The following is a 26,635-nucleotide window of genomic DNA, read 5'->3' on the forward strand; positions in this document are numbered from 1 at the left end:
CCGCCTTTCCAAAAGAGAACATGCATTCTCTCTTCGTATCCGGTATTAGCTATCGTTTCCGATAGTTATCCCAGACTTACGGGCAGGTTGCCTACGTGTTACTCACCCGTCCGCCGCTAACCCCGAAAGGTTCGCTCGACTTGCATGTATTAGGCACGCCGCCAGCGTTCGTCCTGAGCCAGGATCAAACTCTCCAAAAAGGTGAAACCTGATCAGATAAGCTGATAGCTCATTACTTAACTAGCTTGTTGTGGTCTCTTGCGAGACCTTCACTTGCACGCTCGTTGTTCAGTTTTCAAGGAGCAATGTTCTTTTTCATTGCTTGTCGCTATTTTGCAGCGACCTCTTTAATATAACACATCCGCCCACTACTTTGCAAGTACTTTTTTTCGTACTCACTTACCTTTTTGTTAACTCGCTCGGTAAGCGGCGGTGCCGTTTGAAGCGGCGAGAATTAATTTATCATATCCGGACAAACAAAGTCAACCCTCTTCAAAAAGTTCGAAAACATCGAACATTTTGAAGTTTCGTACAGACTGCACAAAAATATACGGGATCGCCGGCGCCAAATCCGACCATCCCGTACCTCTTCATCAAACCGTATACTTTAATTGTAGGAGAAGCTTGTCCGGATCATCCTGCTGCTCCACGACTTCGCGAACTAGCGACTTGCGCGCCAGCTTGTTCAGCAGCAGCGACAAATCCAGCTGCAGCTCGAACAGCTGCGGAATTTGCATAAGCTCTTGCAGACTCCATGCTTCCTCCCGGCTGCGCAGCACGTCCAGCAATATTCTGCAGCAGCTTTCCATCTTAGACATGACGGAAAATTCACAAGCGAGCACAACCAGTTGAATGCGTTTCTCGAGCGATTCATGGTTGGAGGCAAGTTCCTCGTAAAACTTGTACACCCCCGGATTGATCTTCCTGACTTGCGCCCAGATTAACTCCTCAGGATAGATGCCTTCTTCCAGAATGGCAATACGCGCCCAATGACAGAGCGAATCAAGAATGTTGCTGTAAGCATCCAGCAAATGGCCCTCGAGTAAAAACTGTTTGCTTTGCAAAAAGCTTTTCATAAAACGGTCGAATTCCACGATCAGCTTCTGGTCGCGCATTTCCTCGGGGAACTCCAGCAGCCGGTTGCGAAGCCCCTCCATGTACAAATTTCGGTCCATTACAATCTCCCCTTGCAAAATCCAATGGATAACTTCTCGTCTGGCACCGCTTCGAATCCACTGTTCCAACCGATCGGGATGCAGGCAGCATTCTTGTATACGGATATGGTCTTTTATATAATAGGATGTAATATCGGACATGAGCGACGTTTGCACCACAACCAATACTACGTCGGGAACAACCGTCGTTACGACAGTCGGCGGGGACCCGCTTGCGACGGTATAAGCGGAAACGCTTATCACTTCGGGATCACGCCCATACATTGCGTATACATAGTTCCGAATCGTTTCCAAGTCGTCCCCCCGGCCTCAGCAACGAATGTTGATCTAGCCAAGTACATTCGCGATATAATAGTTCTACATCGTAGTCCGGTTTTCCTGCCTTCAACTATGACATTTGCTCGTGATACCGCAAATTTAGGAAATGGGGAGTCTTGTATGATTTTCAAATCAAGCAAAGTAAACGAATTTCGCTTGTGGGGCCTGCTTCTTACGATGGGCGGCATGGCGCTCATGATCGTCGGCCTGGCCGGGATCGTCTTTAACTGGGGAACGATCGGCAAAATCATTGCCGGCATCTTTATGGTAATCGGCATGATCGCAATGCTGGGAAGCATGGCTGTTTATTTTTGGGCCGGCATGATGTCCACAAGCGCCGTACCGCTGCAATGTCCGGAATGCGGCAAAGTCACGAAAATGATCGGCAAAACGGATCGCTGCATGTTCTGTAAAACGATTTTGACGGTCGACCGCCGATATGCGCCTTCGGAAAAATCCGATAACGAGCTCGCAAGCACTCCGAACCAAAACTGAATTAAAGGCAAAACCTCCAAACCCGACACGGTTTGGAGGTCTTTTTTTCAATATAAAATGATAATTAGGGCCGCTTTTCCATCGTTTCCTTAATGACATCCCACATATTCGGCGTTTCATACCCTCTGCGCCAGGAAGCAATGCCGGCGAGGTCGTACTTTTTGACTAGCTCCACGCGAGCCTTCATCGAAGTTTCATCCTCGATCCAGATACGGTTCAGCTTGCCGTCTTCCGTATATTCCACATAGTTTTGGCCCGTTTCCGCCGAGTACACTGGCTTGAGCCCTTTATCCTTGATCAGCTTTACGATCGTTTCCATAAATACGGCACGTGAGCTTACCTCTTTCTTGCCGTTCTTCGTTTGCTCGGTCCAGATGCGGGTATAATAAGGAACGCCAAGCACCAGCTTGGAGGCCGGCACTTTCTCCTCGTTCAGAAACTGGACGATCCCTTTCTCCACCCAAGGGAGCGAAGAAACGGAGCCGGCAATCGGACTGCTCGCCCAATATTCGTCATAGGCCATAACCATCATATAATCAACTGTCTGGCTTAACGCCGGGCGATCGTAGAACATCGACCAGTTCTCGCTGGTTGACTTCGTTGTCACATCGATGGAAACGACCAGTCCCTGCTCATGCATGAGCGGCGTCATTTCCCGGACGAATTGGGTCAGGTTCGCCTTGTCCTTCAGATTGACATTTTCAAAGTCGATATTGAAGCCTTGCAGCTTGTACATTTGCGCATAGGCAAGCAGTTGTTTGATCATTTTCATTCGTTTGTCGTACGTGGACAACGCTTCGGTTGTAATTTTCGGATCGAAATTGTTGCTGAACAGCGCCCATACCTGGATATTTTGCGACTGCGCCCATTTCACGTAAGCGGCATCGGCCAAATTTTTCAGATTGCCCTCGCCATCGATTAGATGAAACCAGGTCGGACTTATAACGTTAAGGCCGGGCATCGGGTCGATTTTGGACGTATCCGGACTTTTCGTCGTCACCTGCTCCCACGTCATATTGATTTTGCCGCCAAGCGGCTTCCAGGGCACGTAGGCTTTCGGCTCCGCATTCCCCGGTATCGTCTCCACGCGATCCAGTACAACTTCCTTCTTCCGGACGTAGCCGGTCACTCCGCTCTGCCGCTGCACTGCATACCAGCCGTCCTGTTCGGACCAGATCATAATCTCTTCCCCGGAAGGAATATCCTGAACGATCGGGGCTTTGATTCCAGGCTCGTTCCTCATGGCAACGGTGTCGTCCTTCGAAGACGCTTCCGTTTTCCCCCACTGCACTACGTCCCCTTGCAGCCGAACGATGACATTACCCGTCTCCCCGGATTCGAGTATATCGATTCCGTAATATTGCTTGACCGGATCGATCGGAACATATACATCGCTGTCCTGCTTCACAATCGGAAACTTAAGTTCGAGCGGCTTTTCGTTAACCATAGCGGTCAGCACATTTGTTTTCATGCGCACGACTTTATCTTTTGTCGTAATGATGACCGAGTCGCTGGCCCCCTCATATACGATCGACGGATCAACCTTCTCTTTGATGTAATCGAGCGGCAGCTTCAAGCTTTCCTTTTCCCCCAAAGCGCTCTTCGACAGCAGCTCTCCTCTGAAAAAGACCGGCTTCTGCAGTCCGCCGTAATTCGGTTCCACGTGCTCCTTGTTCGGGTAATACGTCAAATAATAATAGTAGAAGAGCAAGGCTGCGGCTCCGGTCATCAGGAGCAGACCGAACAGCCGGAACACGATACGCGAGCGCTTTCTGGGCCGTCCGGACGGCGGCGGATTAACTGACTCCATCTTTTCACTCCTCAGGTCTCTACATCGCTATGAAGCTTGTTACAGCAACAGCCCATAATTGAAAAAAAAGACGTGTCCAAATAGACACGTCCATTATACTACAATAATCGACGAAACGAACGCCCTGCCGGTTCATTAATGCGTTACGGCAGAAGCGCATTCCGGGCATAGTCCGTATACCTCGAGACGATGGCCTTTGACGCGAAATCCGGTTTGACTGGCTGCGGCCAACTCCAGAGCGTGGAGCGGCGGATGGTCGAAGTCGACGATTTTGCCGCAATGGTCGCAGATGGCGTGATAGTGCTCGGACATATCGGAATCGAAGCGGCTCGAGTCGTCTCCGTAAGTCAGCTCGCGAACGAGTCCCGCTTCAATAAATACTTTCAAATTGTTGTAGACAGTAGCGACGCTCATGCTGGGGAAACGGTCTTCGAGTGCGCGATAAATATCGTCGGCGGTCGGGTGCGTCATCGTATCCAGCAAATAGGCCAATATCGCATGTCGTTGAGGCGTCATTCGAACTCCGGTTGTTTTGAGTTTATCCAACGCTTGCTCGAATCGGGACGTCATGTTCCTCACCACCATGGTATCATAAGTTATGTTATCTCTATATTGTACGGTCGCTGGAACCTCTTTGTCAATGAATTCGCCCCGTTCCGCCGCCTCCCTCCTTTATTTTCCGCTCGTTTTCCCTAATCGGTAAGCGCCGTCTCCGACTGGGTCGATTCGTGATGACTGGCTACGATGGCTCTATACTGCTGGGGGGTAACCGTATGTCTTTTTTTGAAACAGCGGCTGAAATACGGCGGATTCGGAAAACCCGACTGCTTGCCGACCTGATCGATCGAAAGCGACGTATGGGCAAGCAGATGCCGGGCTTCGTCCAGCCTCCGCTTCATGATGTATTCGGTGATTGTGCTGCCCGTGTAATGGCGGAACAAATTGGACAAGTAGCTGGCCGATAGATGTACGTTCTCGGACAACCGCTCCAGACAGAACGGCTCCTTATAGTGCTCGTCGATCCACACCACTACCTTCTCCGCATGGTGAGAATGGCGGAGCATCATGCCCTCCTCTGCGGCAAGCTCGGTAAACACGTAAGTTTTCAAATAAGACATGAACTGCATCCAGGAAATAACGAACTGCTCCTTCTTCTCATGGTTCGGCACGCTAGATAACGTATGGTGCAGAAAGCCAAGCTGGTTGTTCAGCTCGTGGTCCTGCTTCGGGTTCAATTGAAACATCTGCGGACCTTCCCGGTTTTTCTCAAGCAGCGAAATAAAGGCGGACATTTGGGGAAACATCGGCAAGTAAGACTTCACCAGCGGCAGGTTGATTTTGACGATCGACCTTAGCCGGGGAATGTCGTAACGGAGGAGATGGACTTGGTAAGGCTTGAAATAGATCAGCGTCCGCGGCTGAAGCAGGTACAGGCGATCATTCAGGATAAGCCTTCCCGTTCCTTCGTGCAGGTACAATAATTCCATGCCTTCGTGCGCATGGTAATATTCGTCCGGCGCCTTATTCTCCCACGTCTTGTATACCATAAAATACAGGTTATCGCGAAAATGAAGTTTTGTCCGCGTAAACTTCCCGCTCATTCCCGAATTCCCTCCTTAATAGCCTTCTTCTCCTGCGAGTCTACAGTCTTATTAATGGAGTTCATTACAGTTACATTATATATCAGGAATATTTTTACTGGCAAGCGCTTACAAAAGGTGTGCAATACAGTGCAACTTTCCCAAAACAAGAGACAATCGGATGCGTGCTATAATGCATTTACTTTCCAGGAGTTGGCGCCAAGACTGCTTAGAAAGCTTCTTCTGATCGCAGTCTTCTCGGGAATGTACACGATCCATACAAATGGGGGAGGTATTTCCATTGTCCAAAAAACTTGCTGTTGCATCGCTTCTATGTGTAGCGCTGGGAACTACTGCATGCGGAGGAGGGAATGGAAGCAGCGGAGGAGACGGCAAATCTCCTTCAACCGGAGGGGAGATGACCGTCCAGGCCAAAAAAGATCCGGCCGAGCTGACCGTTTATTTTCCGTTTCCCGCCGACTGGCCGGAAGAGGACTTCATGGCTACGTTCGGACAGCCGATTATGAAGAAGTTTCCCCATGTAACAATCAAGTATATTACCGGAGGCAAGGTGGCCGACCTGATCGCAGCGGGCCAATCGATCGACATTTTGTTTGCTTCGATCGGCGCCACTCCCCCGCACCTGATGGACAACAAGCTGGAATACGACATTACCCCGCAGATCAAAAAGTACAACTACAACTTGACCCAGCTCGAGCCGACGATGGTCGATACAATCAGGGAGCTGGCAGGTGGCAAAGGGATGTACGGCTTGCCAGTTTACGTGCCGCCTTCGGCGATGTATTACAACAAGGACATTTTCGACAAGTTCGGCGTTCCTTATCCGAAGGCCGGCATTACGTGGGACGAAATGTATGAGCTGACGAAAAGCTTAACCCGTTCCGACGGCGGTACCAAATACACCGGCTTCGCCTCCTCCTACGGGCATATGGCGTTTATGAACCAGCTCTCGATCCCGATTGTCAAGACGGATACGAAAAAAGCGGCGCTCGACACGGATGACCGCTGGAAAACGTTCGTCGACAACCTGACCCGCTTCTACAAGCTTCCCGGTTATTCCCACATTCCGAACAACCAAATATCGGAGCCGAACGAGCGTAACCGCTTCTTCAAAGACCGTACGGTCGGCATGTTCCTGGCTCTGACCGCTCTGCACAATGCCAAAGAAATCGGCGATATGAACTGGGATCTCGCACCGTTCCCGGTATTCAAGGATAAACCCGATCTCGGCCCTCAAGCATATCCGACCTACTTCTATGTGACTTCGATGAGCAAACACCAGGATCAGGCGTTCGAAGTAATCGCTTACCTCACGACGGAAGAATTCCAGGCTCCGCAAATCAAAGACGGCAAATTCCTCACGACGCTGAACAACAAGGCGCTCCGGGCTACGTTCGGACAAAACAATCCGATGTATACCGGCAAAAACGTCAAGGCGTTCCAACCCGACAAATACGCTCCGGCCGGCTCGGTAAACAAGTACAACGGTCTGTATAACGCCGAATTCAACACCGTTGTCCGCGACGTTATCTACAACAACAAAGATACCAATACGGCACTTCGTGAAGCGGCCGAGCGAATCAACAAGAAGATCGACGAGTTGGAGACCGCCTCCGGAGCCAAGTAAGGTTGTATCCGATCGATCTAAAGCCCGCACATTCGCAGACATATCCCATTAGAAGGAGTGTGTCCCCCGTGAATGCCATCACGCCATGGATCCGAAACCGCCGAAGTCCGCTTCACCGTTACATCGCCATTGTTGCAATCGCCTGTTTGATTGCCGGTCTCCTCCCTCTCGCTTCCGCGCAAGCGGAAGCGGGGGCGGCAGTCCTCCCCGAAGGAACGAACGTGCTGGCGAATGGCAGCTTCGATTCCGTTACGAACGATCTGCCGAGCAGTTGGAACAAGTGGGTCGCCAGCGGTACGCCGGTATTTACCGTCGACAATGCCGTTTACAAGGAGGGCTCGAAGTCGCTGCGCATCGAAGCGAGTGCGGCGGCCCGCAGCAGCTTGAATCAATCGGTTTCCATCGAAGCGGGAAAAACGTACAACTTTAGCGTCTGGGTGAAAATGGACAACATCGTATCGGCAGATAAAGGCATCGTGCTTCGCTATCAATTTTACAACGCAAGCAACCAGAAAGTCGGAGTGGACAACTATACCGCTTCGCGAAAAGGAACGAGCGATTGGGGGCAAATTACGCAGCGGGTGGTCGTCCCGGACGGGGCCGTGAGAGTGCTGTACGAGCTGTTTATATGGAATGCGACTGGCACGGTATGGTTTGACGACGCCAAAGTAACGAAGGAGGTTATCGTGACGGACTTGATTAACGCGCAGCATCCCCGGCTTCTCGCAACTGCGGCGGATTTTGCCGCCTTGCAAAGCCGCATAGCGACCGATACCCGGCTCGCCAGATGGGCGGCGGTCATTCAAACAAAAGCGGATAAGCTGCTCACCGAGCCTGCCTCCCAATATGAAATTCCGGACGGGCTCCGGCTGCTCGAGACCAGCCGCAAAGTGCTCGACCGCACCTACACGCTGGCCATGCAATATCGTCTTACGCTCGATTCGCGGTACGCGGAGCGGGCCTGGACGGAGCTTAGCGCAGCGGGCAACTTCCCGGACTGGAATCCGCGACATTTTCTCGATACGGCGGAAATGACCCACGCGTTCGCGATCGGATACGACTGGCTGTACGATTACTGGACGGCGGAGCGTAAAACGTTTTTACGCGATGCGATCGTGAATAAAGGGTTTACGCCCGCACTCGCCGGATACAACCGTCCCGATTTCTGGGTGACAACGACCAACAACTGGAACTTCGTTGTCAACGGCGGCATCGGCATGGGCGCGCTGGCGCTCGGAGATGAGCCCGCCGTGAAGCAAACCGCTGAAGATCTGCTGCAGCGCGGCTTCGCATCGCTTCCGAACGCCCTGCCCCAATGGGCCCCGGACGGAGGCTGGTACGAAGGCCCCGGTTATTGGAGCTACTCGATTCAGTATATCGGCGTTTATTTCAAAGCGCTGCAAACGGCGCTTGGCACAGACTTCGGCTTGTCGGCCAGTCCTGGCCTGCCGCTTAACGGTGATTTCCCGATCTTCACGACGGGACCGACCAATCAAACGTTCAACTTCGCCGACGCTGGCGCAGGTGTGCCGAACTCGCCTTCGCTTCACTGGTTCGGTTCGCAGTACGGCAAACCCGAGTACGGCTGGTGGCAAACGCAGCGGGTCGATGAGAACCCGTCTCCGCTCGACCTGCTCTGGTACGTGCCGAACAGCTATGCCGGACCGCGCGCCGAGCAGGTGGCGCTGGACAAATATTTTCGCGGTGTGGAGGCGGTCACATTCCGCAGCGGCTGGGAAGACCCGAATGCGCTTTTCGTCGGCTTTAAAGGAACCAGTCTGCAAAAAAATCACCATAATCTCGACGTAGGCACGTTCGTGCTCGACGCGCTCGGCGTTCGCTGGGCTCAGGAGCTAGGCGCCGACAACTATAACTTGCCCGGCTACTTCGGCGCACAGCGCTGGGATTATTACCGGATGCGCGGAGAAGGGCAGAACGTGCTGGTGATCAATCCGGGGCTCGGACCGGAGCAGAGCGACGCCCCCGAGATCAAGATGAGCCGGGTCGAGTCGTCTCCGCAGGAGGCGCTGGCGATCACCGATATGACAGCCGCCTACGCCAAAGACGCAACAAAAGCGGAACGCGGCGTCAAATTGCTGGATAACCGCCGCATGATGCTCGTCCAGGACGAAGTGACGGCGATAGCGTCTTCCGAATACTGGTGGTTCATGCATACGTCCACCGAGGTGGACGAAATTTCCCCGGACGGCAGCACCGCAATTTTGACGAAAAACGGCAAGCGTCTGTGGGCCCGCATTTTGTCGCCTTCGCAAGCGAAATTCAGTGTAATGGACGCGGTGCCGCTGCCGACTTCGCCGAATCCGGCCGGGCAAAACCCGACTACCGGCATTCGCAAGCTGGCGATTCATATCGAGGACGTGCAAAACTTGCGTCTCGCGGTGCTCCTCGTTCCGCTCCGCGAAGGAGAAGCGCCTCCGGCATCGCTGCCTGCGGTAGAGCCGCTTGCGTTGTGGCAAGTCGCACCGGCGAACCCGCCTTTATTAAGCGGCATTGCCTTAAATGGCGTTCCGCTGGCCGGTTTTGACACCGGCACCTTCACGTACAGCCATACAATTCCTGCCGGAAGTACGGTTCCGCCTGCCGTCACCGCCTCTTCTGCGGACCCGAATGCGGCGGTAACCGTCCAGCAGGCGACGAGCTTGCCCGGTATCGCCACGATCGAGGTTACGATAGCAGGCACAGGCAGCGCCCGGTATTTGATTCACTTCCCCGGACCTGTTCGCGCGGGTGATGCCGGCCTGTCTATAATGGGCGTAACGGCAAGCAGCGATGACGGCAACGTACCGGCGAATACGATCGACGACGATCTGACGACACGCTGGTCCGCCTTAGGGGACGGCGAGTGGATTCAGTACGACCTCGGGGCGCCTCAAGCGATCCGCAGCGTTTCGCTGGCGTGGTATAACGGCAAAACGAGATCGGCTTCGTTCGATATCGCCATATCGACGGATGGCACAAGCTGGACGAACGTATATTCGGGCAGCAGTTCCGGATTGTCGGACGAACTGGAAAATTACGATATCGGAGAACGATCCGCCCGCTATGTCCAAATTATCGGCCACGGCAATACGGCCAATCTGTTTAACAGCATTACAGAAGCGCGAATCTACGATCGCGTAGCTTCCGAGCAAAACAAGCCGCCGAGTCTGAAAACCGTCTCCCTCACCGCAGACAAAACAGCGGTGAAAATTAGCGAGACGACCCAGCTTCATCTGTCCGGCACGCTGACTACGGGAGCCCCGCTCGATACGAGCCTGGCCGACATCCAGTATTTCTCCGCGAATCCTTCGGTCGTCTCGGTAGACAGCAGCGGCCATGTCACTGCACTCGGAGCGGGAACGGCGAAGGTAGCGGCCTCGGTCCGACTGAACGGCTATCTCAAATTCGCTGTCATCGAGATCGAAGCGATCGATCCGTTTAACGCCAAACTGCTGCCGATCAAGGACGCGTACGTCCGGGACGGCGACTATGCGGCCATCAACTACGGCAAGGACGGAACGTTTATGGTCAAAAACAGCAGCGGCGGCTTCCACAGACAGTCGTTCCTGCAATTCGATCTCGGCAGCATTGCCGGCGATCTCGTCTCCGCCAAGCTGACTATGTACGGTTCCACGAACGATTCGGGAGGAACGAATATCGACAATACGATTCATGCCGTAGCCGACGACAGTTGGACGGAAACGGGGCTGACCTGGAACAACAAGCCGGCCTATCAGGAAGCGCTAGCTACCCGTAACGTAGGCAGTCCGGCATGGCATCAGTTCGACGTTACCGCATTCATCGCAGCCCAGCTCGCCGGGGATAAAATCGCAAGCTTGGCCGTCATTCAAGACGTAACGCCGGGCCTTGCCACAAGCTTCAATTCCAAGGATAATTCGTCGAATAAGCCTTATCTCGAAATCAAGCTGGCCGACCGGAATCCGCCAACCCTAACTGTCACAGGAGTCACTTACAATCAGAGCTACGCAAGCTCGGCGATTCCCGTCATTACCGCGACGGATGCGGAAAGCGGCGTGAAGACGCTGACGGCACTGCTGAACGGGCAACCGTTCGTTTCCGGTACGCCAGTAACCGCACTTGGCATTCATACGCTGAGCGCAACGGCGACCGATTATGCCGGCAATCAGGCCGAACAAACCGTTGTCTTCTCGGTTTACGATCCCGCTCAGGGACCTGTAAACGCAGCCGGCTGGTTTACAGACTCCGGCACCGTCACAGGGAACACCTACGGTAAAATCCATCTGGTAACGAAGCTGGGCTTCGGCGGCCCGGGAGAACCGAAAAACAGGCTCAGCCTGCATATGCAGGACAGCGGACTGAAGCTGGAGCTGCAGACCGTCCAACTGCTCGCCATCGATTCGTCCGCCATGCAAGTGCAGGGCATAGCCCGCGGTTCGGATAGCGCCGACTATGTCGTCAGCTTTGCACTAAGGCAGCAGGCCGGAAACGCCCCGCTCGCCTCGTTGACCGTCTCCCGCGCCGATCTTGCCGCTCCGATCGTGTTAACATCAGGACGCCCGCTTACCGGTAATGTCCAGTTCCGCTGAAACTAACGAGTAAACATCGGCCTCCTCCCGCTCCATCCGGCGCGGCGGGAGGCTGTTTTCCGATATAGAGAAACGGGAAAAAAATATTTGTTTAATCTTTAAGAAAATATCTTGTGTTTCCCCGGCCCCATACCCTACAATATGGATATGGATGAAATCGCATCCGATGTTCAGACAGCATGGCCAATCAGAAAGGGGTGGAACACCGAAAAAAGCAGATTTGTTTTGATACCGACGACAGTATTTTGGCGGCTTCCAGATCAAGCCGCTCTGGCTCGCGCTCTTGTCCTTCCTTTAGACCCTTGGGGGGTCCGTACTTTTGTCAACGAATCTGAAATTTATTTAATCTTTAAGCAAACCACGTTTCCAAGATGAACCCGCTGCATCCAGCCTTTTTAAGAAAGCGCTTCCCCTACTCCATGAAGACATCCTATGCCCACTGCTCCCATTTGTAAGCAAACCATGCTGAAAAATACGGAGGGTATGCCATGTCAAAAAAAATGATTGCCCCGCTTATTCTTTGCCCTATGCTGCTGTTGTCCGCTTGCGGGGGCACGAGCAACACTCCCGCGGCTCCCGAGAAAGTAACACCGGTTGAAGTTAAAAAAGATCCGGTAACCCTGACCGTCTATTTTCAATATCCGAACGATTGGCCAGAAGAAGAATTTATGAAAACGTTTGCGGAACCTCTGATGAAAAAATATTCTCATATGACGATCAAGTATATCCCCGGGGGAAAACTATCGGAGCTGATCGCCGCAGGTCAACAGATCGATATCGTATTCGCTTCGATCGGGAAAGTAGCGGAGAGCTTGATGGACTACAAGCTCGAAACGGATATTACAGCCATGATGAAAAAGAACAATTACAACACGAACCATCTTGATCAAACGATGGTGGACGCTGCCAAACAAATAGCGGGCGGCGGCATGTACGGCTTACCGGTTTATACAATGCCGCAAGCGATTTACTACAACAAAGACCTCTTCGATAAATTCGGAGTCCCTTATCCGAAGGATGGGCTTAGCTGGGATCAGGTTTACGATCTGAGCAAATCGTTGACGCGTAACGAAGGCGGAGTGCAATATTATGGCTTCGGCACCTCCTACGGCCATTTGGCTATGCTGAACCAGCAGTCCATCCCGATCGTTTACACCGATACGAAAAGATCGACATTCGATAAAGACGAGAAATGGAGATCGTTTGCCGACAACTTGATTCGTTTCTACAAGCTTCCCGGTTACGATAAAGTCGACCCCGGCAAAATTTCGGAACCGAACGAAAGAAACCGCTTCTTCAAAGACAGAACCATGGCCATGTTTCTGGGCATTTCCGCCCAATACCAGGCGCAGGAAATTGGCAATATGAACTGGGACCTGGCTTCGGCTCCGACTTTAAAAGAAGCGCCCGGCCTGGGATTACAACCGTATCCCGTCTACTTCTACGTCGCTTCGACTAGCAAATATAAGGATCAAGCGTTCGACGCCATCTCGTATTTAACGACCCCGGAATACCAGATCCAGCAGATCAAGGACGGCAAATTCGTTACGGCTCTAAGCGATAATGAAATACGGAAGCAGTTCGGATCGAGCAATCCGCTTTATACGGGCAAAAATGTCAAGGCCTTGCAGCCAAGCAAGTATGCTCCGGTAGCTTCCGTTAACAAGTATAACGGCCCCAACAACGGCGAGATGGTAACTATCGTAAGAGATGTCGTCTACAACGGCAAGGACATCAATACAGCGCTTCGCGAGGCGGCTGAACGAGTCAATAAGAAAATAGATACGGCAGAGGCTGCGAGCAAGTGAAGAAAGCGCTTAACACTCAGGAGGAAACGTATAGAATGAATGCAACTGGGGTTCAAGCTTCGCTGCCGCGACTCGCCGCCATCTCCATGTCTCTTATCGTCGCCTCCTCCTTGTTCGCCGGATGTTCCGGATTGCCAAATGCGGCTCCGAACGGGAAAGAACAAGAAAAGCCGCTAAGCAACCAGAATCAAAAGCAGGAGGAGCATCAGCCGGTAACGATCTCGGTCGGGGTCCGATATTTGAACGACGACGAAGTGAAGCGGTATATCGTCGATCCGGTGAAGCTGAAATATCCGTGGATCACCGTTAAAGCAGAGAGCTACAAACCCGAGAACTTGGCTAATATGGTGGCGGCCGGGGATGTGCCGGACCTTTTCATTACCAACAATATTAGCGGACTGGCGCCTTTCGAAAGCTTGCAGCTGCTCGTTTCCATCGACGATCTGATCAAAACGCAGGGCATGGATTTATCTCGCTTCGAGCCCGAATCGCTTAACGCGATCTGAATGGCTGTAGGCAAAGACTACTTGATCGGGATTCCTTATACGAGAAATTTCTCGGCGCTGTATTACAACAAAACTATTTTCGATAAATTCGGCGTCGCTTATCCGAAAGAGGGCATGACCTGGAGCGAGTACGCCGACGTCGCCAAACGTGTGACGCGCACGGAAGGCGGCATTCAATACCGCGGTCTGGAGCCAAATGTGCCGAAACGTGTGGGCGCTCAGCTCTCCCTGCCTCTGGTCGATCCGAAAACAAATCGCGCCGCCCTGAATACCGAGCAGTGGAAAAAAGTGCTGACCCAGATGACGGACATCTACAAAATTCCCGGAAACGAGAAGATGGCTTTCCCAGGGCGATGGGGAAAAACTGTTCTACAAGGAGCAGACGCTGGCTATGTTTGCCGACGTCAACTTGCTTACGAACACGAGCATGAACCAGTATCCGGAATTTTGGGACATCGCTTCGTTTCCGGTATGGCCGGAAGCCCCACGCGCGGGAATGGGAATCGACGAGCATCTGATGCTGCTGGCTTCCACCAGCAAACATAAGGAGGACGCCTTCCGCGTCATGTCGGCGATCGTTTCGGACGAAGTTCAGACGGATATGTATAAACAAGCGAAGCTTGGCGTCATGAAGGATGTCAAATTCAAAAATGTATTCGGCGAAAATGCTTCTTTCCTGAAAGGGAAAAACGTCCAGGCGGTGTTTAAAACCGACGTCGCCAAGCCTTTCCAGCCTACGTTGTATGACAATATTGCTACGGGCGAGCTGCAAAACCAGTTGATGCTCATGGTGCAAACCGGCAAAGATGCGAACTCCGCCGTCCGGGATGCAGAAGAGGCGGTCAACAAAAAAATACAGGAAACGCTTGCCAAATAGGATCAATCGATCCAAACAAAAAGGCTGCCGTTCTTCGGCAGCCATTTTTATTTCTATAGCGGCAATCGCCGGTTACAAATTCCCCAGCGAGCCGAATTCACGCGACAAATCTTCGAACCATCTAGAGGGAGGCCATCCATATCGCGAGTAGGCGACAATCGCTGCCGCGATCAGCGTGGACACGATCACACCGCCGATATCGAGACGGATGGGCCGGTCTTGTTTGCGGTATTTGAAATGGACCCATACATGCTCCATACCGAGAGCGACGAGAATAAGCGGCCACGCCAGTTCCGCATAGCCCAAATAATTCGTATCCATCGACCAGTCGGCCAGAAGACCCGCTCCGCTGGCCAGCAAAATAAGTCCGGCCGTCGCTTTGCCTACTCGGATCATGGCGGGCCCTCCTTCCCTACTTCGGTTTTGACGAGTTTCTCAAAAACAGCACGATGCCAATCCCGATCAGAACGAGTCCGCCGATCATCGTCCCCATCTTGTTCATCATCAATCGGATCCAGTCCGGTTTGGCGCTGAAGACGAAGAACAATCCGCCGAGCCCGACGAGCAGCCAGCCTATGAGCGGAGCCGAACCGGGCCTCGCAGAAGATTCGCCGTGGGCTTCCCCCGCACGATCCGCCGCTGCAGGCGGCATGAACGCATGACGATTCACTTTATCGGTCAGAAGCAAAGCGTCAAACAAGCTGTAAAAGTAAATAATCGGCAAAAACAACCCCAGCAGCGTAATAAGCGGAATGCTCGACATGTTGATCGAGAAATGCACGATCGCAAAAATATCGAGGATGATCAGCAGCATGATCATCAGCCCTTTTTGCATCAAGCCGAGATAAAAGTGCCCGGTGCCCGGGATAAAAAGCGAGAGCAGAACGGCGACCCACTTCCGCTTTCTCGGCGTCATGCTCTGATACGGGTTGTAAGGGTCCCATCCGTGCGGTCTCGCCATGTCCGGCAAGCTCGTCTCGCGCCTCTCGCTCTCCGCGTGGCGGCCGCCGCTTCCCTCCGGACCGCGCTGCTGCGAATCGTCCATCGCCTTTCCCTCCTTTCTCACTCAATCGAAATGTTCGATACGCCATGCAGCTTGCGCAGTTCCTCCGCAGCTCCTATAAGCATTTCCGGCTTGGATGTACGGACGACCAGATTGACTCGAAGCCGGTCCTCCCCCGCCTCGGGCCGGTGTACCTGCTCGACGGCAAGCTTGCGTATTTCCGCGCCCTTTTCCGCAAGGATTGCGGTAACGGAGGACAACCCGCCCGGGCTGTCGGGCAGCTCGATCTGGACTGTTCTCGCCCTCTTTCCGCCGAGCCATTTTTTCTCAACTTTATTTAATATCCACAAACTGAGCAAAACAAACACCGTCGTCAAAACAGCGGAATAATAAAATCCGGCGCCGGTCGCCAAACCGATCGCAGCTACAACCCATAGCGACGCAGCCGTCGTCAGCCCGGAGATGGAATTGCCGTTGAAAATGATCGTACCGGCCCCGAGAAAGCCGATGCCGGTTATGACCTGGGCAGCCAGACGCGCCGGGTCGAGACGGACGTTCGGTTCGTCCGCAAACTGACTGAAGCCGTATATCGACAGCAGCATAATGAGACATGCGCCCAAGCAGACGAGAATATGCGTACGGAAACCGGCCGGATGATTGTTCTGTTCGCGCTCGATCCCTACAAGCCCGCCGAACACCAGTGCCAGCACTAGGCGAAGCGAAAGCTGCAGCTCACCAAGCTCCCAAGGACTGTCCACGGTTGTCACCTCCCGGAATGCGCTTTCCTGAACCGAAATAAAGGTTTGGCAGCTTATTAGATCTATTGTATCACGGAACGGGCTAAAACATATAAGCGAAATAAAGGACACCCGTTACAGGTGTCCGCTTCCTATCGGGAATAATCGCAATCAGGGCTTGATCCACTTCGCCATGTCGGCAATGATGTAGTCCGGGACGTTGGCCGGCAAGCTGTATTCGGCTCCGGTCGACTTCCCTTCGTATTCGACGAGCGTATGATTTACGCTTGGGTACAGCTTGTACTGGACGTCGCTTCGAGCCGCTAACGCCGTTTTCCAGCCTTCCAGATTGTCCGGAAATACCTGAGCGTCGTTTCCGCCTTGCATAATAAGCAGGGGCACTTTTTGGTTTTTGGCCGCTTCGCCGGCATACAGGTTCCGGATGTCCAGCCACCAAGCCGTATTGCCGAGCATAAAGCCTTGCGGCGGGTTCGTAAGCGAATACTTCGGGTCTTTGATCAATTGGAGCTGCTGCTCGTAAACCGCCGTCTGCTGCTCCATCGCCTCTGTAGGCTGTCCGGCCTGACGAGCCAGTTCCGTTTGAAACTTCATCTGTTCGACTATCAAATTTTCCAGCGGCCGGGACGGGCCCGCCAGTACGATCGCACCGGCCAGATCCAGCCCCTGGGCAGCGTCCATAATACGCGGAATCATCATTCCGCCTTGACTGTGCCCGGCAACGAAAATACGCTTCGGATCGATGCCGTCCGTTTTCCTCAGCAGCTCCACCGCCCGAATCGCATCGTCTACCGTTTCCTCTTGTACGGTAAACATCGGAATCATCATCTGCGATTTGAGCGGATGCTCGCGGGTCACCTTCTCGTAGCGAAGCACGGCGATGCCTTGCGCCGCCAGCCCAACCGCCAGATCACGGAACGATTTTACCGCTCCGATCGATTCGTCGCGGTCGTTCGGTCCGGAGCCGTGAACGAGCACGACAACCGGAAACGGTCCCTGGCCGGCCGGCGTCGTAAGCGTCCCCGGAAGAGCCAGAGGCCCCTCTCCGATCACGACCTCCTTCTCCGAATACTTGGCAGGATCGTCATAGGACGGCTTCACATAAGCGTTGTTCGGAAGCGTCGGCGACAGGTACAGATCGTCCACGAGGCCGTACGTGTCGAATCGGACTGTTACTTCAAAGGCTGCCGCACCCGTCTTGTACAGGACCGCTGCATTGTGATGAACGGCGCTGGAGCTGACGTTTACCGCGAGCTGCTGACCTAGCGGACCGTACATTTGCGCCAGATTCGACCAGAACTGTCCGAGCAGCTGATCCGGCATGAGCATTTGCAGCGACGGACTCATATAACCTTTCGTTTTTGCCAAATCGCCCTTATTCCAGGCCGCGATAAAATTGCTCGCGAGCAGCGGATAATCGTCCTTGGCGGAAATAATGGCGCCAGCCTCTTTGTCCCATCCCGCACTTACGCCAAACGCTTCGTTCAAGGCGCCGAGAGGTACGACCGTCTTTTCGCCTACGAGCCGGACAGATTCGCCCAGCGCGATCTTGTTTCCGTTCACGGTCAAATACGCTTCGCCGATGGCGGCGGTTACGCTCGTCTTCCCCCGAAGCGCAGTAGCCGTCCTGTCCGTTTCGTTCCAGGAAACGACAGCTCCAAGCGACTCCGCATAGTCGCGGAAAGGCACCGTCTCGGTCAAAGCGGCGGTACTTTGGGTTAATGCCGGGGATTGCCCGGTTGCAGAAGCAGCCAGCGCCTGTACGGGGTTAACCGTATTAATAGCCGGGGCAAGCAGAGCAAGCGCCAATGACGCTGCCGCCAGCGTTTTACAAGATTTCAAGACTTTTCTCATAATCGAAGTCCTCCTTTGTGCGTTTTGCCAGGTGAGAAAAAAGGCAGGAGGTGTTCCCTCCTGCCGCGTTAATCTACTTGTACGTTATTCCTGCTTCAGCCGTTCGACGATTAGCTGGTTGACGAGCCCCGGGTTTGCTTTCCCCTTCGACTCTTTCATCACCTGACCGACGAGGAAGCCGACCGCTTTTTCCTTGCCCGCCTTATAATCGGCAACCGACTGCGGATTCGCCACGACGACCTTATCGACGATCGCGCGGATGGCGCCTTCGTCGCTGATTTGAACGAGTCCTTGCTCCTCGACGATTTGCCCCGGATTTTTGCCGGAGACGAGCATTTCCTTGAATACGGTTTTGGCAATTTTGCCGCTGATCGTGCCTTTCTCGATCAGACCGATCATTTCGCCGAGTCCTTGACCGGTAATGCGGACGGCTTCGATCTCGAGACCGTTCGTGTTCAGATAGCCGAGCAGATCGCCCATAATCCAATTGGACACCGCTTTGGCGTCTTTCGTATATTGCAAGCTTTGCTCGAACAGATCCGCAAGCTTCTTCGAAGACGTAATGACCTCGGCATCATAAGCCGGCAGACCATACTCTTCCGTATATCTCGCCTTGCGGGCATCCGGCAGCTCCGGTATCGTAGCGCGGATGCGAGCTTTCCATTCGTTGTCGATATACAGACGGACCAGATCCGGGTCCGGGAAGTACCGGTAATCGTGCGCTTCTTCCTTGCCGCGCATCGTGAACGTTTTCCCTTGCGCTTCGTCCCAGCGGCGTGTCTCTTGAACGACTTCTCCGCCGGACGAGAGGATTTCCGCCTGGCGCAATTCCTCGTATTCCAATCCGCGCTGAACGCCGCGAAACGAGTTCATGTTTTTAAGCTCGGCTCTCGTGCCGAACTTTTCCTGACCGTACGGGCGAATGCTGATGTTGGCATCGCAGCGCAGCGAGCCTTCCTCCATCTTCACGTCGGACACGTCGCAATACTGGATGATCGCCTTCAGCTTCTCCAAGTAGGCGCGCGCTTCCTCAGGCGAACGGATATCCGGCTCGGAGACGATCTCGAGCAGCGGCGTTCCGACGCGGTTGAAGTCGACAAGCGACGCGTAGCCGCCGTCCACGTGCGTCAGCTTGCCCGCATCTTCCTCCAGATGGAGACGGGTAATGCCGATTCGCTTCGACTCGCCGTTCACTTCGATATCGATCCAGCCGTTCTGGCCGATCGGCTGGTCGTACTGCGAGATTTGGTACGCCTTCGGCGAGTCGGGGTAAAAATAGTTTTTCCGGTCGAACTTGCTGTGCGTGGCGACTTCGCAATTGATCGCCATCGCCGCTTTCATCGCGAATTCGACCGCTTTCCGGTTCAGCACCGGCAGTACGCCCGGATGCCCGAGACAAACCGGACATGTATGCGTATTGGGCGGAGCCCCGAATTCGGTGGAGCAGCCGCAGAAAATTTTCGTGTTCGTATGCAGCTCGACGTGTACCTCGAGCCCGACTACCGTTTCATATCGCTTATCCGCCACAGGTATTCGTCCTCCTTCTACAACGCCGGACGCAGCTTGTGATGTTCCGTATGCTGCTCGAACGCGTGGGCTGTACGCAGGACGGTAGCTTCGTCAAGCGCCTTGCCGATAATTTGCAGGCCGACCGGCATCCCGTCCGCGAGACCGCACGGAACGCTGATTGCCGGCACGCCCGCCAAGTTGGCGGGAATCGTCAAAATATCGTTCAAATACATCGTCAGCGGATCGCCGACCTGCTCGCCGATTTTGAAGGCGGTCGTCGGAGCGGTCGGACCGACAATGACGTCGTAGTTTTGGAAAATATCGTCGAAATCTTTTTTGATCAGCGTGCGCACCTTTTGCGCCTTCAAGTAATACGCGTCATAATAGCCGGAGCTGAGCGCGTACGTGCCGAGCATAATACGGCGCTTGACTTCGGCGCCGAAGCCCTGGCTGCGCGACTTGACGTAAAGGTCGAGCAGGTTGTCCGGGTCGGCAGCGCGAACGCCGTAACGAACGCCGTCGAAGCGGGCCAGGTTGGAGGACGCCTCGGAGGAGGCGAGCAGGTAATAAGTCGCCACCGCGTATTCGGTATGCGGCATCGATACTTCTTCCCACACGGCGCCAAGCGATTCGAGCGTTTTGAGCGCGGTCATAACCGCATCCTTTACTTTCGGATCGACGCCTTGACCGATATATTCCTTCGGTACCGCAATGCGAAGCCCCTTCACATCGTCCGTAAGCGAGCTGATGTAATCGGGAATGCTCACATTCGCCGATGTCGAGTCTTGCGGATCGTGACCGGCAATCGCCTGGAGCACGTAGGCCGCGTCTTCGACGTTTTTCGTCAGCGGGCCGATCTGGTCGAGCGACGAAGCAAAGGCAACGAGGCCGAAGCGGGATACGAGTCCATAGGTCGGCTTCAGTCCAACGACGCCGCAATACGCGGCCGGCTGGCGGATCGAACCGCCCGTGTCCGAGCCGAGCGAGAAATACACTTCTCCTGCCGCTACCGCAGCGGCCGAGCCGCCGCTGGACCCGCCCGGGACGTGCGCTTCGTTCCAAGGATTTTTGGTAACGTGGAAAGCGGAATTTTCGTTTGAGCCGCCCATCGCGAATTCGTCCATGTTCAGCTTGCCGATCGTCACCGACTGGGCTTGCTTCAGCTTCTTGACGACAGTAGCGTCATAGATCGGATTATAATTTTCGAGGAACCGGCTGGCGCACGTCGTGTTCAGCCCCTCGGTTACGATATTGTCCTTAATGCCGGCGGGCAGACCAAACAACAGTCCGCGGTCCCCGCCCTTCGCGAGCTGCTCGTCCAGTACACGGGCGCTAGTGCGCGCGCCTTCCTCGTCCACGCGAAGAAACGCCTTCACCTTGGGCTCGACATTTTGAATCGCGCCCAGCGACTGGTCGACGAGCTCTTGTACCGACAGCTCCTTCGCCGCGAGACGGCTATGTAGTTCCTGCAGCTTCAGGTCGAACAGAGACAAAGTAATACCTCCCTAGAGCTTTGCGGAGCAAAGCTAACTTCGTAAGCATTAACTGAGTATTCCGTAGGAATACTGACTTCGTAAGCATTTGCTGAGTATTCCGTAAAGAATACTAACTTCGTAAAATAACCGAGCCTTCCTTCGGAACGCCGGTTTGGATGCTATCTTATTCGAGTACCGCCGGCACCTTAAACTGGCCGTCCTCTTCATCCGGAGCGTTCTTCAGCACGCTTTCGATCGGCCAAGACGGTCGAACCTCGTCCTCCCGCATCACATTGGATAGCGGCATCGGATGGCTGGTCGGCTCGATGCCTTCCGTATCCAGCTCGTTCAATTTCTCGGCATATTTCAAAATGGCGTTAAGCTGACCCGTAAGCTTCTCCATATCAGCTTCGTTCACCTGAAGCCGCGCCAGCTTCGCCACATGCTCTACATCCTTGGTCGTAATGCTCATGCTCACACCTCCCGCTATGGCTGCTTGTTCGAAATCTTATCAACGTTACGTTTTTTTCGTATCCTTCCTATTATATAGTACAACCCCTCTGGAACTCAACAAAGGCACGCCCCGCACAAGCAGCAAAAAAGCCCCCGGGGCAGCAGTTGCCTCGGGAGCCTACGTTACAACAGTTCCGGTTACTCTCCGCTTTTAGAGGTAACGACGATTTCCGGCGAAGTGAGCTTGTCGTAAAACTCGGCGTACTTTTCCTTGTCGTCGCTGGCGCGAAGCGCCATCGCTACGCGAGGATGCTCGTTGAGCACGCCGGAAATCATGTACGGGATAATATAGCCCCACTCCACTTTTTCGCGAAGCGGAATCATCCGGCGCTCGATCACCTCGAGAATCGGACGCAGCTCATATCTCGGATTTTTCAAAAAGCTGACGAGCAGTTCCGTGTTGCAGTTGCCTGCCGCCCGGCCCATGCCGAATACGGACGAATCCAGGAACGTAACGCCGAGCTCAGCGGCCGTAAGCGTATTGGAGAAGGCGAGCTGCATATTGTTATGCGCATGAATGCCGAGCTTCTTGTTCGGCAAATAACGCTGGAATTTGGCGACCAGATGTTCGATGTCCCGGTGGTACAAGCTTCCGAACGAATCGACCACATACACGACGTCGACCGGGCTGTCGGCGATTTGCTGGAACGCCTCGACGAGATCGTGCTCCATGACGTTGGACAGCGCCATAATGTTAAGCGACGTTTCATAGCCGTAGCCATGGAATTTGTTTACGAGATCGAGCGCCTTGTCCACATCTTTGACGTAACAAGCAACGCGGATCATGTCCAGCATGCTCTCGCTGCGCGGCAAAATGTCGTTTTCATCCACTCGGCCGATATCGACGAGAGCGGACAGCTTCGTGTCGCCCTTCTCCGGAATTACTTCCCGCAGAAACGCTTCGTCCAAAAATCGCCACGGGCCCGCTTCCGCGCCCTTGAGCAGCTTCGGAGAGTTTTTGTAGCCGATCTCCATATATTCGACGCCTGCCGCGTTCAGCGAATAATATAGATCGCGAACGAAGTCGACGCTGAAGTCCCAGTTATTGACGAGGCCGCCGTCACGAATCGTACAGTCGAGTATTTTGACGTGTGAGTCGTTCATTTCCTTATGTTCCTCCCGAAAACCGAATATTGCTAATCATAGCTTATGCAAAGAGAACGTGTCAATATTCGACGACTTACGCGTTGAAGCATTAAAGCAAAAAAGAGAAAAAATTGCCGAAAAAGACACAAAGACGCCTCGAACGAAGGCGTCTTGCATCGATCCGGCTCGTTTTTCCGCCGGTTCATATCCAGGCTTTCAAATTGATTTGCCGGATGAAGTCCTGTTGAGACTGGATTTCCTTGCTGCTATCCGCCCCCGGCTCTTCCGCGCTCTCCCCGTTCAAAATTCTGCGGAACAACGCTTCATTATGCGTTGCGAGCGCATAGTCGATCAGCGCTTCCCGCTCGATCCGGTCCACCTCTAGCTGGAGCAGCGTTTCCTCCAGTTCGATGTCGACGGCCGGGACGAACATGTTTTTGTTCGCCTTCGGGATGCGGACGACATAATCGAATGCGTTATCCGCATTGCGGTCGTAAGCGATGATATATCCATAATCTCCGATTGGAAGATTTTGTTCGAAACTGTCGGATACGATAATGACTTTTTGACCTAGACGCAGCATAGCCGGTTCCTCCCCCGTTTTGCCCGACTAGGCAAAACATTTCTGCGAAAACGCTCTCGCAAGTAATCGCTGAAGTAGTTTAATAGGTTTGGTATATATGGTACCAAATTCGGACAGCAAAGTGAAGTCGGAGGAGCGCATTTAGGCCGGTAACTACTTCTAAAATAGTGTAATCCGGGAGCCGCCTCTATAGACCCCCGGATTATAGATTTAACTAGGCCGTATATGCGGTCAAAATGGCGCGGCCGCTGCGGCGATCCCTTCCCGGGACACGGTAAGCTTTTCAAAGCCGTCCTCCGTTATCGCGTAGCTGTTCTCGATTCCGACGACACCGCGGCCGGGGAACGTGAACTTGGGCTCGATCGCAATCACCATGCCCGGCTGAAGCGGATAGCGAAACCCTTTGGCTAGTACGGGCAGCTCGTCTATCTCAAGACCGATGCCGTGTCCCAGAAACTTGACCTGATCGCCGCCGAAGCCCATAAAATGCTCGCTCAGGCCCGCTACCCGCACCTGCTCAAGCGCCGCCGTATACAGCTCCTCGCAAGGGACTCCGGGCTTCAGCATCGCCTCCGTCCGCCTCATCACCGCTTCGGACAGCTCGTACGCCTCGCGCAAATCCGCAGGCAGTTCGCCGATAACGGCCGTTCTCGTTTGGTCGATGACATAACCGTCGATGCAGCAGCCGATATCGATCAAGATCGGCTCGTTCGCCTCGATCGGCCTGCGTCCCGAGCTTTGCGGGCTCGCCGGGCCGAGTCCCTGGCCTCCCGCCGGGCCGTCGAAATAAGTCGGCATTGCCGCAGCGGACCCCGCTCCGATCATGCCGGTTATAATTTCCTGATTGTAACCGCGCACTCGCATCAGTCCCATATGGCCGTTATGGCGGATTACCGACTCGACGATCGCCATCAGCTCGACTTCCGGCATGCCGACCCGAAGCGCCTTGATCGCCGTTTCATACGCGATATCGATAACGCGGGCGGATTCCCGGATGGCGGCGATTTCGCCCGGCGACTTGATCATCCGCAGCTCGCGGATCAGCGTCGACCCGTCGACCCACTTGACTCCGGGCAGAGCGCCCTCCAGCCGCTGAAATTGCTGGACGGGCAGCACGTCGTATTCGGCTGCAACAATCGTCTGTTCCCCGCCCGGCTTGCGGAATAGCTCCGGGTACGCCTGGGTGAGCCGGGAGCCAAATCCTCTCATCGAGCCGAGCTCTTCCACCGCGATATCCGCCTCATCCGACGCGCGAACAAAGCTGCGCCTTACATAAAAGATCGACTCGCCTTCGGCAGGAATGAACAAATAGCCCGTCTGCATCGAACCGACGAAATAGTACAAATCGACATTTTGGGTCACGACGCAAAGGTCGATGCCCGTTTCCTTCATTTTATGCTGAAGCCGCTGGCGGCGGGAGCTGCGTTCATCCATTGCGCGATCATTCCTCCTCTTTTCTATAGTATACACGAATCGGAAGCAGGTAGAGAAAAGCAAGGAGGAAGTTCGGCTTCGTGGGCGAATACGTATGCAGAAAACACTTTCGGATCATCTCCGGAAGAAGGAGGAGCAGCATATGGAGGAAACGTTATACGAAAGCCGGGTATTTACGACGGCAGGAGGTTTTACGTCCGGGATCGAGGGGCCTGCTTGCGATAGTGAAGGCAATGTGTACGCGGTTAACTACGAGCGCCGGCATACTATCGGGCGCGTGACGCCGGAAGGGGAAGCCGCCGTGTTCATCGAGCTGCCGGACGGCAGCGTCGGCAACGGCATTCGGTTTAACCGGGCGGGAGACATGTTCATCGCCGACTACACGAAGCATAATATTTTGAAAGTCGATATGAAGACGCTGGAACTGTCCGTTTTCGCCCACGAACCGGCGATGAATCAGCCGAACGACATCGCCATAGCAGGCGACGATACGATATTCGCCAGCGACCCGAATTGGGGTAAATCAACAGGCAATCTGTGGCGAATCGGAACGGACGGTACGGTCAAGCTGCTGGAAGGCGGTATGGGCACAACGAACGGCATCGAGGTAAGCCCGGACAACCGGACGCTGTATGTGAACGAGACGGTACAGCGCCGCGTATGGGCGTACGACCTGTCTGACGACGGGGAAATCGCAAACAAACGGCTGCTGATCGAATTTCCCGACTATGGTATGGACGGGATGCGCTGCGATAGCGAAGGCAATCTGTACATTACCCGCCACGGCAAAGGAACGGTCGCCAAAGTATCGCCCGCCGGCGAGCTGCTGCTCGAAGTAAGGCTGCACGGCACGAACTGCACGAACCTGACCTTCGGCGGCCTTGACGGGCGTACCTGTTATGTGACCTTGGCCGATCACGGCAACATCGAATGCTTCCGTACGGACAAGCCTGGACGGGAATGGACGATGATGCACGTCCGTCCTTGACGAGAACGGTTTGACCCGAATCGTACGTGAAAACGTAACGATCCGCAGCTGAACGAAAGGACCTCGGCATCCACTCCGCAGTGGTGCGAGGTCCTTTTTTGACAGCACAATCCATTTGTTCGGATACACAGCCAAACCTCCGAAAAACGCTTCAATAATACAGCTCCGCCGCGCCTTTGATTTCCCAAGTGATCGGACCGAGCACCGAATACGTGCGCGGATAAACGAGACGGACGATAAACACAACCCCCGGCTTGTCCAAAGTAACGCTGTAATTGTAAGCCGAATTCGTATATGTGTACGGATAGGTCAGATCCTCATTCAAAACCTTCAGCTCCAAGATGTCCGCCCTTGTCCGCCAAAACGATCCCGGCAGCGGTTCATTAGAGCCGTCCAGCCGCAAATTGCGCTGGAAATACAGCTGTGCCTCCCTCGCAGCCGCTGCCGGATCAATCGAAACGATCCCCTCTTTCAGCTTGGACTTATCGACTTGCTGAGCTGCCGCATGGGCCGCCCGGTTCACAGCATGCTTCCCTTGAAAAAGCGCCTGCAAAGCGATCTCCTCGTCGGCCTGGAGCGCATGCAGCACCATAACGAAGACGATCAGCAGCATAAACACGATCAGCTTGTACAAGTATGCGCCCCCTTTC

Annotated in this window: 23 protein-coding genes and 1 rRNA gene; 8 read left to right on the forward strand and 16 right to left on the reverse strand. The window is 54.1% G+C overall.

Annotated features, from left to right (window positions below; translation table 11 throughout):
- Together D7M11_RS28735 and D7M11_RS28740 are read right to left on the reverse strand one after the other, a co-directional pair.
- Positions 1-200 (reverse strand): 16S ribosomal RNA (locus D7M11_RS28735); the annotation flags it as partial.
- A 393-nt stretch (positions 201-593) separates the two neighbouring features.
- Positions 594-1,469 carry a nucleotidyltransferase-like protein gene (locus D7M11_RS28740; protein ID WP_240041351.1) on the reverse strand — a complete coding sequence of 292 codons (876 nt, stop codon included), beginning with the start codon at positions 1,467-1,469 and terminating at the stop codon, positions 594-596.
- A 144-nt stretch (positions 1,470-1,613) separates the two neighbouring features.
- Here D7M11_RS28740 and D7M11_RS28745 point away from each other — a divergent pair, with 144 nt between their 5' ends.
- Positions 1,614-1,988, forward strand: coding sequence for a DUF2614 family zinc ribbon-containing protein (locus D7M11_RS28745; protein ID WP_120750721.1), 375 nt, complete (start codon positions 1,614-1,616; stop codon positions 1,986-1,988).
- Between the two features lie 64 nt (positions 1,989-2,052).
- Here the strand turns inward: D7M11_RS28745 and D7M11_RS28750 are convergent, their stop codons facing one another.
- The 3 genes from D7M11_RS28750 to D7M11_RS28760 form a co-directional block, all read right to left on the reverse strand.
- Entirely contained in the window at positions 2,053-3,798 is a 1,746-nt protein-coding gene (locus D7M11_RS28750) for a glycosyl hydrolase family 18 protein (protein ID WP_120750722.1), read from the reverse strand.
- A gap of 135 nt (positions 3,799-3,933) precedes the next feature.
- Positions 3,934-4,368: a peroxide-responsive transcriptional repressor PerR gene (gene perR / locus D7M11_RS28755; protein WP_120750723.1), complete on the reverse strand. Its 435-nt coding sequence runs from the start codon at positions 4,366-4,368 to the stop codon at positions 3,934-3,936.
- 122 nt (positions 4,369-4,490) lie between these two features.
- A complete protein-coding gene (locus tag D7M11_RS28760) occupies positions 4,491-5,399 on the reverse strand; it encodes an AraC family transcriptional regulator (RefSeq protein ID WP_120750724.1) in 909 nt (302 codons plus the stop codon).
- A gap of 280 nt (positions 5,400-5,679) precedes the next feature.
- Between D7M11_RS28760 and D7M11_RS28765 the strand changes: the two genes are divergently transcribed.
- The 6 genes from D7M11_RS28765 to D7M11_RS28790 all read left to right on the forward strand — a co-directional run bounded on the left by D7M11_RS28765 (position 5,680) and on the right by D7M11_RS28790 (position 14,785).
- The gene (locus tag D7M11_RS28765) at positions 5,680-7,026 is read left to right on the forward strand and encodes an ABC transporter substrate-binding protein (RefSeq protein ID WP_158606880.1); all 1,347 of its coding nucleotides are present in this window, start codon (positions 5,680-5,682) and stop codon (positions 7,024-7,026) included.
- Between the two features lie 68 nt (positions 7,027-7,094).
- Positions 7,095-11,594 (forward strand): CBM96 family carbohydrate-binding protein, encoded by a 4,500-nt coding sequence (locus D7M11_RS28770; protein WP_158606881.1) that lies wholly within the window; start codon positions 7,095-7,097, stop codon positions 11,592-11,594.
- A 488-nt stretch (positions 11,595-12,082) separates the two neighbouring features.
- A complete protein-coding gene (locus D7M11_RS28775; protein ID WP_120750727.1) occupies positions 12,083-13,402 on the forward strand; it encodes an ABC transporter substrate-binding protein in 1,320 nt (439 codons plus the stop codon).
- A gap of 35 nt (positions 13,403-13,437) precedes the next feature.
- Entirely contained in the window at positions 13,438-13,908 is a 471-nt protein-coding gene (locus D7M11_RS28780) for a hypothetical protein (RefSeq protein ID WP_120750728.1), read from the forward strand.
- Positions 13,909-14,454 carry an extracellular solute-binding protein gene (locus D7M11_RS28785; protein ID WP_120750729.1) on the forward strand — a complete coding sequence of 182 codons (546 nt, stop codon included), beginning with the start codon at positions 13,909-13,911 and terminating at the stop codon, positions 14,452-14,454.
- Complete coding sequence (locus D7M11_RS28790) at positions 14,405-14,785, forward strand: type 2 periplasmic-binding domain-containing protein (RefSeq protein ID WP_147433513.1); 381 nt, start codon at positions 14,405-14,407, stop codon at positions 14,783-14,785. Before D7M11_RS28785 ends, D7M11_RS28790 begins: the two co-directional genes overlap by 50 nt.
- Before the next feature lie 72 nt (positions 14,786-14,857).
- Here the strand turns inward: D7M11_RS28790 and D7M11_RS28795 are convergent, their stop codons facing one another.
- The 10 genes from D7M11_RS28795 to D7M11_RS28840 all read right to left on the reverse strand — a co-directional run bounded on the left by D7M11_RS28795 (position 14,858) and on the right by D7M11_RS28840 (position 24,997).
- Entirely contained in the window at positions 14,858-15,181 is a 324-nt protein-coding gene (locus tag D7M11_RS28795; RefSeq protein WP_120750731.1) for a hypothetical protein, read from the reverse strand.
- A 16-nt stretch (positions 15,182-15,197) separates the two neighbouring features.
- Positions 15,198-15,830 (reverse strand): hypothetical protein, encoded by a 633-nt coding sequence (locus tag D7M11_RS28800; RefSeq protein WP_120750732.1) that lies wholly within the window; start codon positions 15,828-15,830, stop codon positions 15,198-15,200.
- 17 nt (positions 15,831-15,847) lie between these two features.
- Entirely contained in the window at positions 15,848-16,546 is a 699-nt protein-coding gene (locus D7M11_RS28805) for an MgtC/SapB family protein (RefSeq protein WP_120750733.1), read from the reverse strand.
- 150 nt (positions 16,547-16,696) lie between these two features.
- A complete protein-coding gene (locus D7M11_RS28810) occupies positions 16,697-18,397 on the reverse strand; it encodes an alpha/beta hydrolase family protein (RefSeq protein WP_120750734.1) in 1,701 nt (566 codons plus the stop codon).
- A gap of 84 nt (positions 18,398-18,481) precedes the next feature.
- Positions 18,482-19,924: an Asp-tRNA(Asn)/Glu-tRNA(Gln) amidotransferase subunit GatB gene (gene gatB, locus D7M11_RS28815; protein WP_120750735.1), complete on the reverse strand. Its 1,443-nt coding sequence runs from the start codon at positions 19,922-19,924 to the stop codon at positions 18,482-18,484.
- Between the two features lie 17 nt (positions 19,925-19,941).
- Positions 19,942-21,399 (reverse strand): Asp-tRNA(Asn)/Glu-tRNA(Gln) amidotransferase subunit GatA, encoded by a 1,458-nt coding sequence (gene gatA / locus D7M11_RS28820; protein WP_120750736.1) that lies wholly within the window; start codon positions 21,397-21,399, stop codon positions 19,942-19,944.
- A 166-nt stretch (positions 21,400-21,565) separates the two neighbouring features.
- Positions 21,566-21,853: an Asp-tRNA(Asn)/Glu-tRNA(Gln) amidotransferase subunit GatC gene (gatC, locus tag D7M11_RS28825; RefSeq protein WP_120750737.1), complete on the reverse strand. Its 288-nt coding sequence runs from the start codon at positions 21,851-21,853 to the stop codon at positions 21,566-21,568.
- A gap of 179 nt (positions 21,854-22,032) precedes the next feature.
- Positions 22,033-22,998 carry an aldolase catalytic domain-containing protein gene (locus D7M11_RS28830; protein ID WP_120750738.1) on the reverse strand — a complete coding sequence of 322 codons (966 nt, stop codon included), beginning with the start codon at positions 22,996-22,998 and terminating at the stop codon, positions 22,033-22,035.
- Positions 22,999-23,182: 184 nt separating this feature from the next.
- Positions 23,183-23,563 carry an ATPase gene (locus tag D7M11_RS28835; RefSeq protein ID WP_120750739.1) on the reverse strand — a complete coding sequence of 127 codons (381 nt, stop codon included), beginning with the start codon at positions 23,561-23,563 and terminating at the stop codon, positions 23,183-23,185.
- A gap of 231 nt (positions 23,564-23,794) precedes the next feature.
- On the reverse strand, positions 23,795-24,997 hold the full coding sequence (locus D7M11_RS28840) for a M24 family metallopeptidase (RefSeq protein ID WP_120750740.1): 1,203 nt from the start codon (positions 24,995-24,997) through the stop codon (positions 23,795-23,797).
- 142 nt (positions 24,998-25,139) lie between these two features.
- Here D7M11_RS28840 and D7M11_RS28845 point away from each other — a divergent pair, with 142 nt between their 5' ends.
- Positions 25,140-25,985: an SMP-30/gluconolactonase/LRE family protein gene (locus D7M11_RS28845; RefSeq protein WP_120750811.1), complete on the forward strand. Its 846-nt coding sequence runs from the start codon at positions 25,140-25,142 to the stop codon at positions 25,983-25,985.
- Between the two features lie 151 nt (positions 25,986-26,136).
- Here the strand turns inward: D7M11_RS28845 and D7M11_RS28850 are convergent, their stop codons facing one another.
- Entirely contained in the window at positions 26,137-26,619 is a 483-nt protein-coding gene (locus D7M11_RS28850) for a hypothetical protein (protein WP_120750741.1), read from the reverse strand.
- Between the last annotated feature and the right edge of the window lie 16 nt (positions 26,620-26,635).

The sequence above is a fragment of the Paenibacillus ginsengarvi genome, from assembly GCF_003626695.1.
Lineage (GTDB): Bacteria > Bacillota > Bacilli > Paenibacillales > NBRC-103111 > Paenibacillus_AB > Paenibacillus_AB ginsengarvi.

Coding starts and splice junctions, on each gene's coding strand:
- D7M11_RS28745 (WP_120750721.1), top strand. CDS start 1,614: ATGATTTTCAAATCAAGCAAAGTAAACGAATTTCGCTTGTGGGGCCTG.
- D7M11_RS28750 (WP_120750722.1), bottom strand. CDS start 3,798: ATGGAGTCAGTTAATCCGCCGCCGTCCGGACGGCCCAGAAAGCGCTCG.
- perR (WP_120750723.1), bottom strand. CDS start 4,368: ATGACGTCCCGATTCGAGCAAGCGTTGGATAAACTCAAAACAACCGGA.
- D7M11_RS28760 (WP_120750724.1), bottom strand. CDS start 5,399: ATGAGCGGGAAGTTTACGCGGACAAAACTTCATTTTCGCGATAACCTG.
- D7M11_RS28775 (WP_120750727.1), top strand. CDS start 12,083: ATGTCAAAAAAAATGATTGCCCCGCTTATTCTTTGCCCTATGCTGCTG.
- D7M11_RS28780 (WP_120750728.1), top strand. CDS start 13,438: ATGAATGCAACTGGGGTTCAAGCTTCGCTGCCGCGACTCGCCGCCATC.
- D7M11_RS28785 (WP_120750729.1), top strand. CDS start 13,909: ATGGCTGTAGGCAAAGACTACTTGATCGGGATTCCTTATACGAGAAAT.
- D7M11_RS28790 (WP_147433513.1), top strand. CDS start 14,405: ATGGGAATCGACGAGCATCTGATGCTGCTGGCTTCCACCAGCAAACAT.
- D7M11_RS28795 (WP_120750731.1), bottom strand. CDS start 15,181: ATGATCCGAGTAGGCAAAGCGACGGCCGGACTTATTTTGCTGGCCAGC.
- D7M11_RS28800 (WP_120750732.1), bottom strand. CDS start 15,830: ATGGACGATTCGCAGCAGCGCGGTCCGGAGGGAAGCGGCGGCCGCCAC.
- D7M11_RS28810 (WP_120750734.1), bottom strand. CDS start 18,397: ATGAGAAAAGTCTTGAAATCTTGTAAAACGCTGGCGGCAGCGTCATTG.
- gatC (WP_120750737.1), bottom strand. CDS start 21,853: ATGAGCATTACGACCAAGGATGTAGAGCATGTGGCGAAGCTGGCGCGG.
- D7M11_RS28830 (WP_120750738.1), bottom strand. CDS start 22,998: ATGAACGACTCACACGTCAAAATACTCGACTGTACGATTCGTGACGGC.
- D7M11_RS28835 (WP_120750739.1), bottom strand. CDS start 23,563: ATGCTGCGTCTAGGTCAAAAAGTCATTATCGTATCCGACAGTTTCGAA.
- D7M11_RS28840 (WP_120750740.1), bottom strand. CDS start 24,997: ATGGATGAACGCAGCTCCCGCCGCCAGCGGCTTCAGCATAAAATGAAG.
- D7M11_RS28845 (WP_120750811.1), top strand. CDS start 25,140: ATGGAGGAAACGTTATACGAAAGCCGGGTATTTACGACGGCAGGAGGT.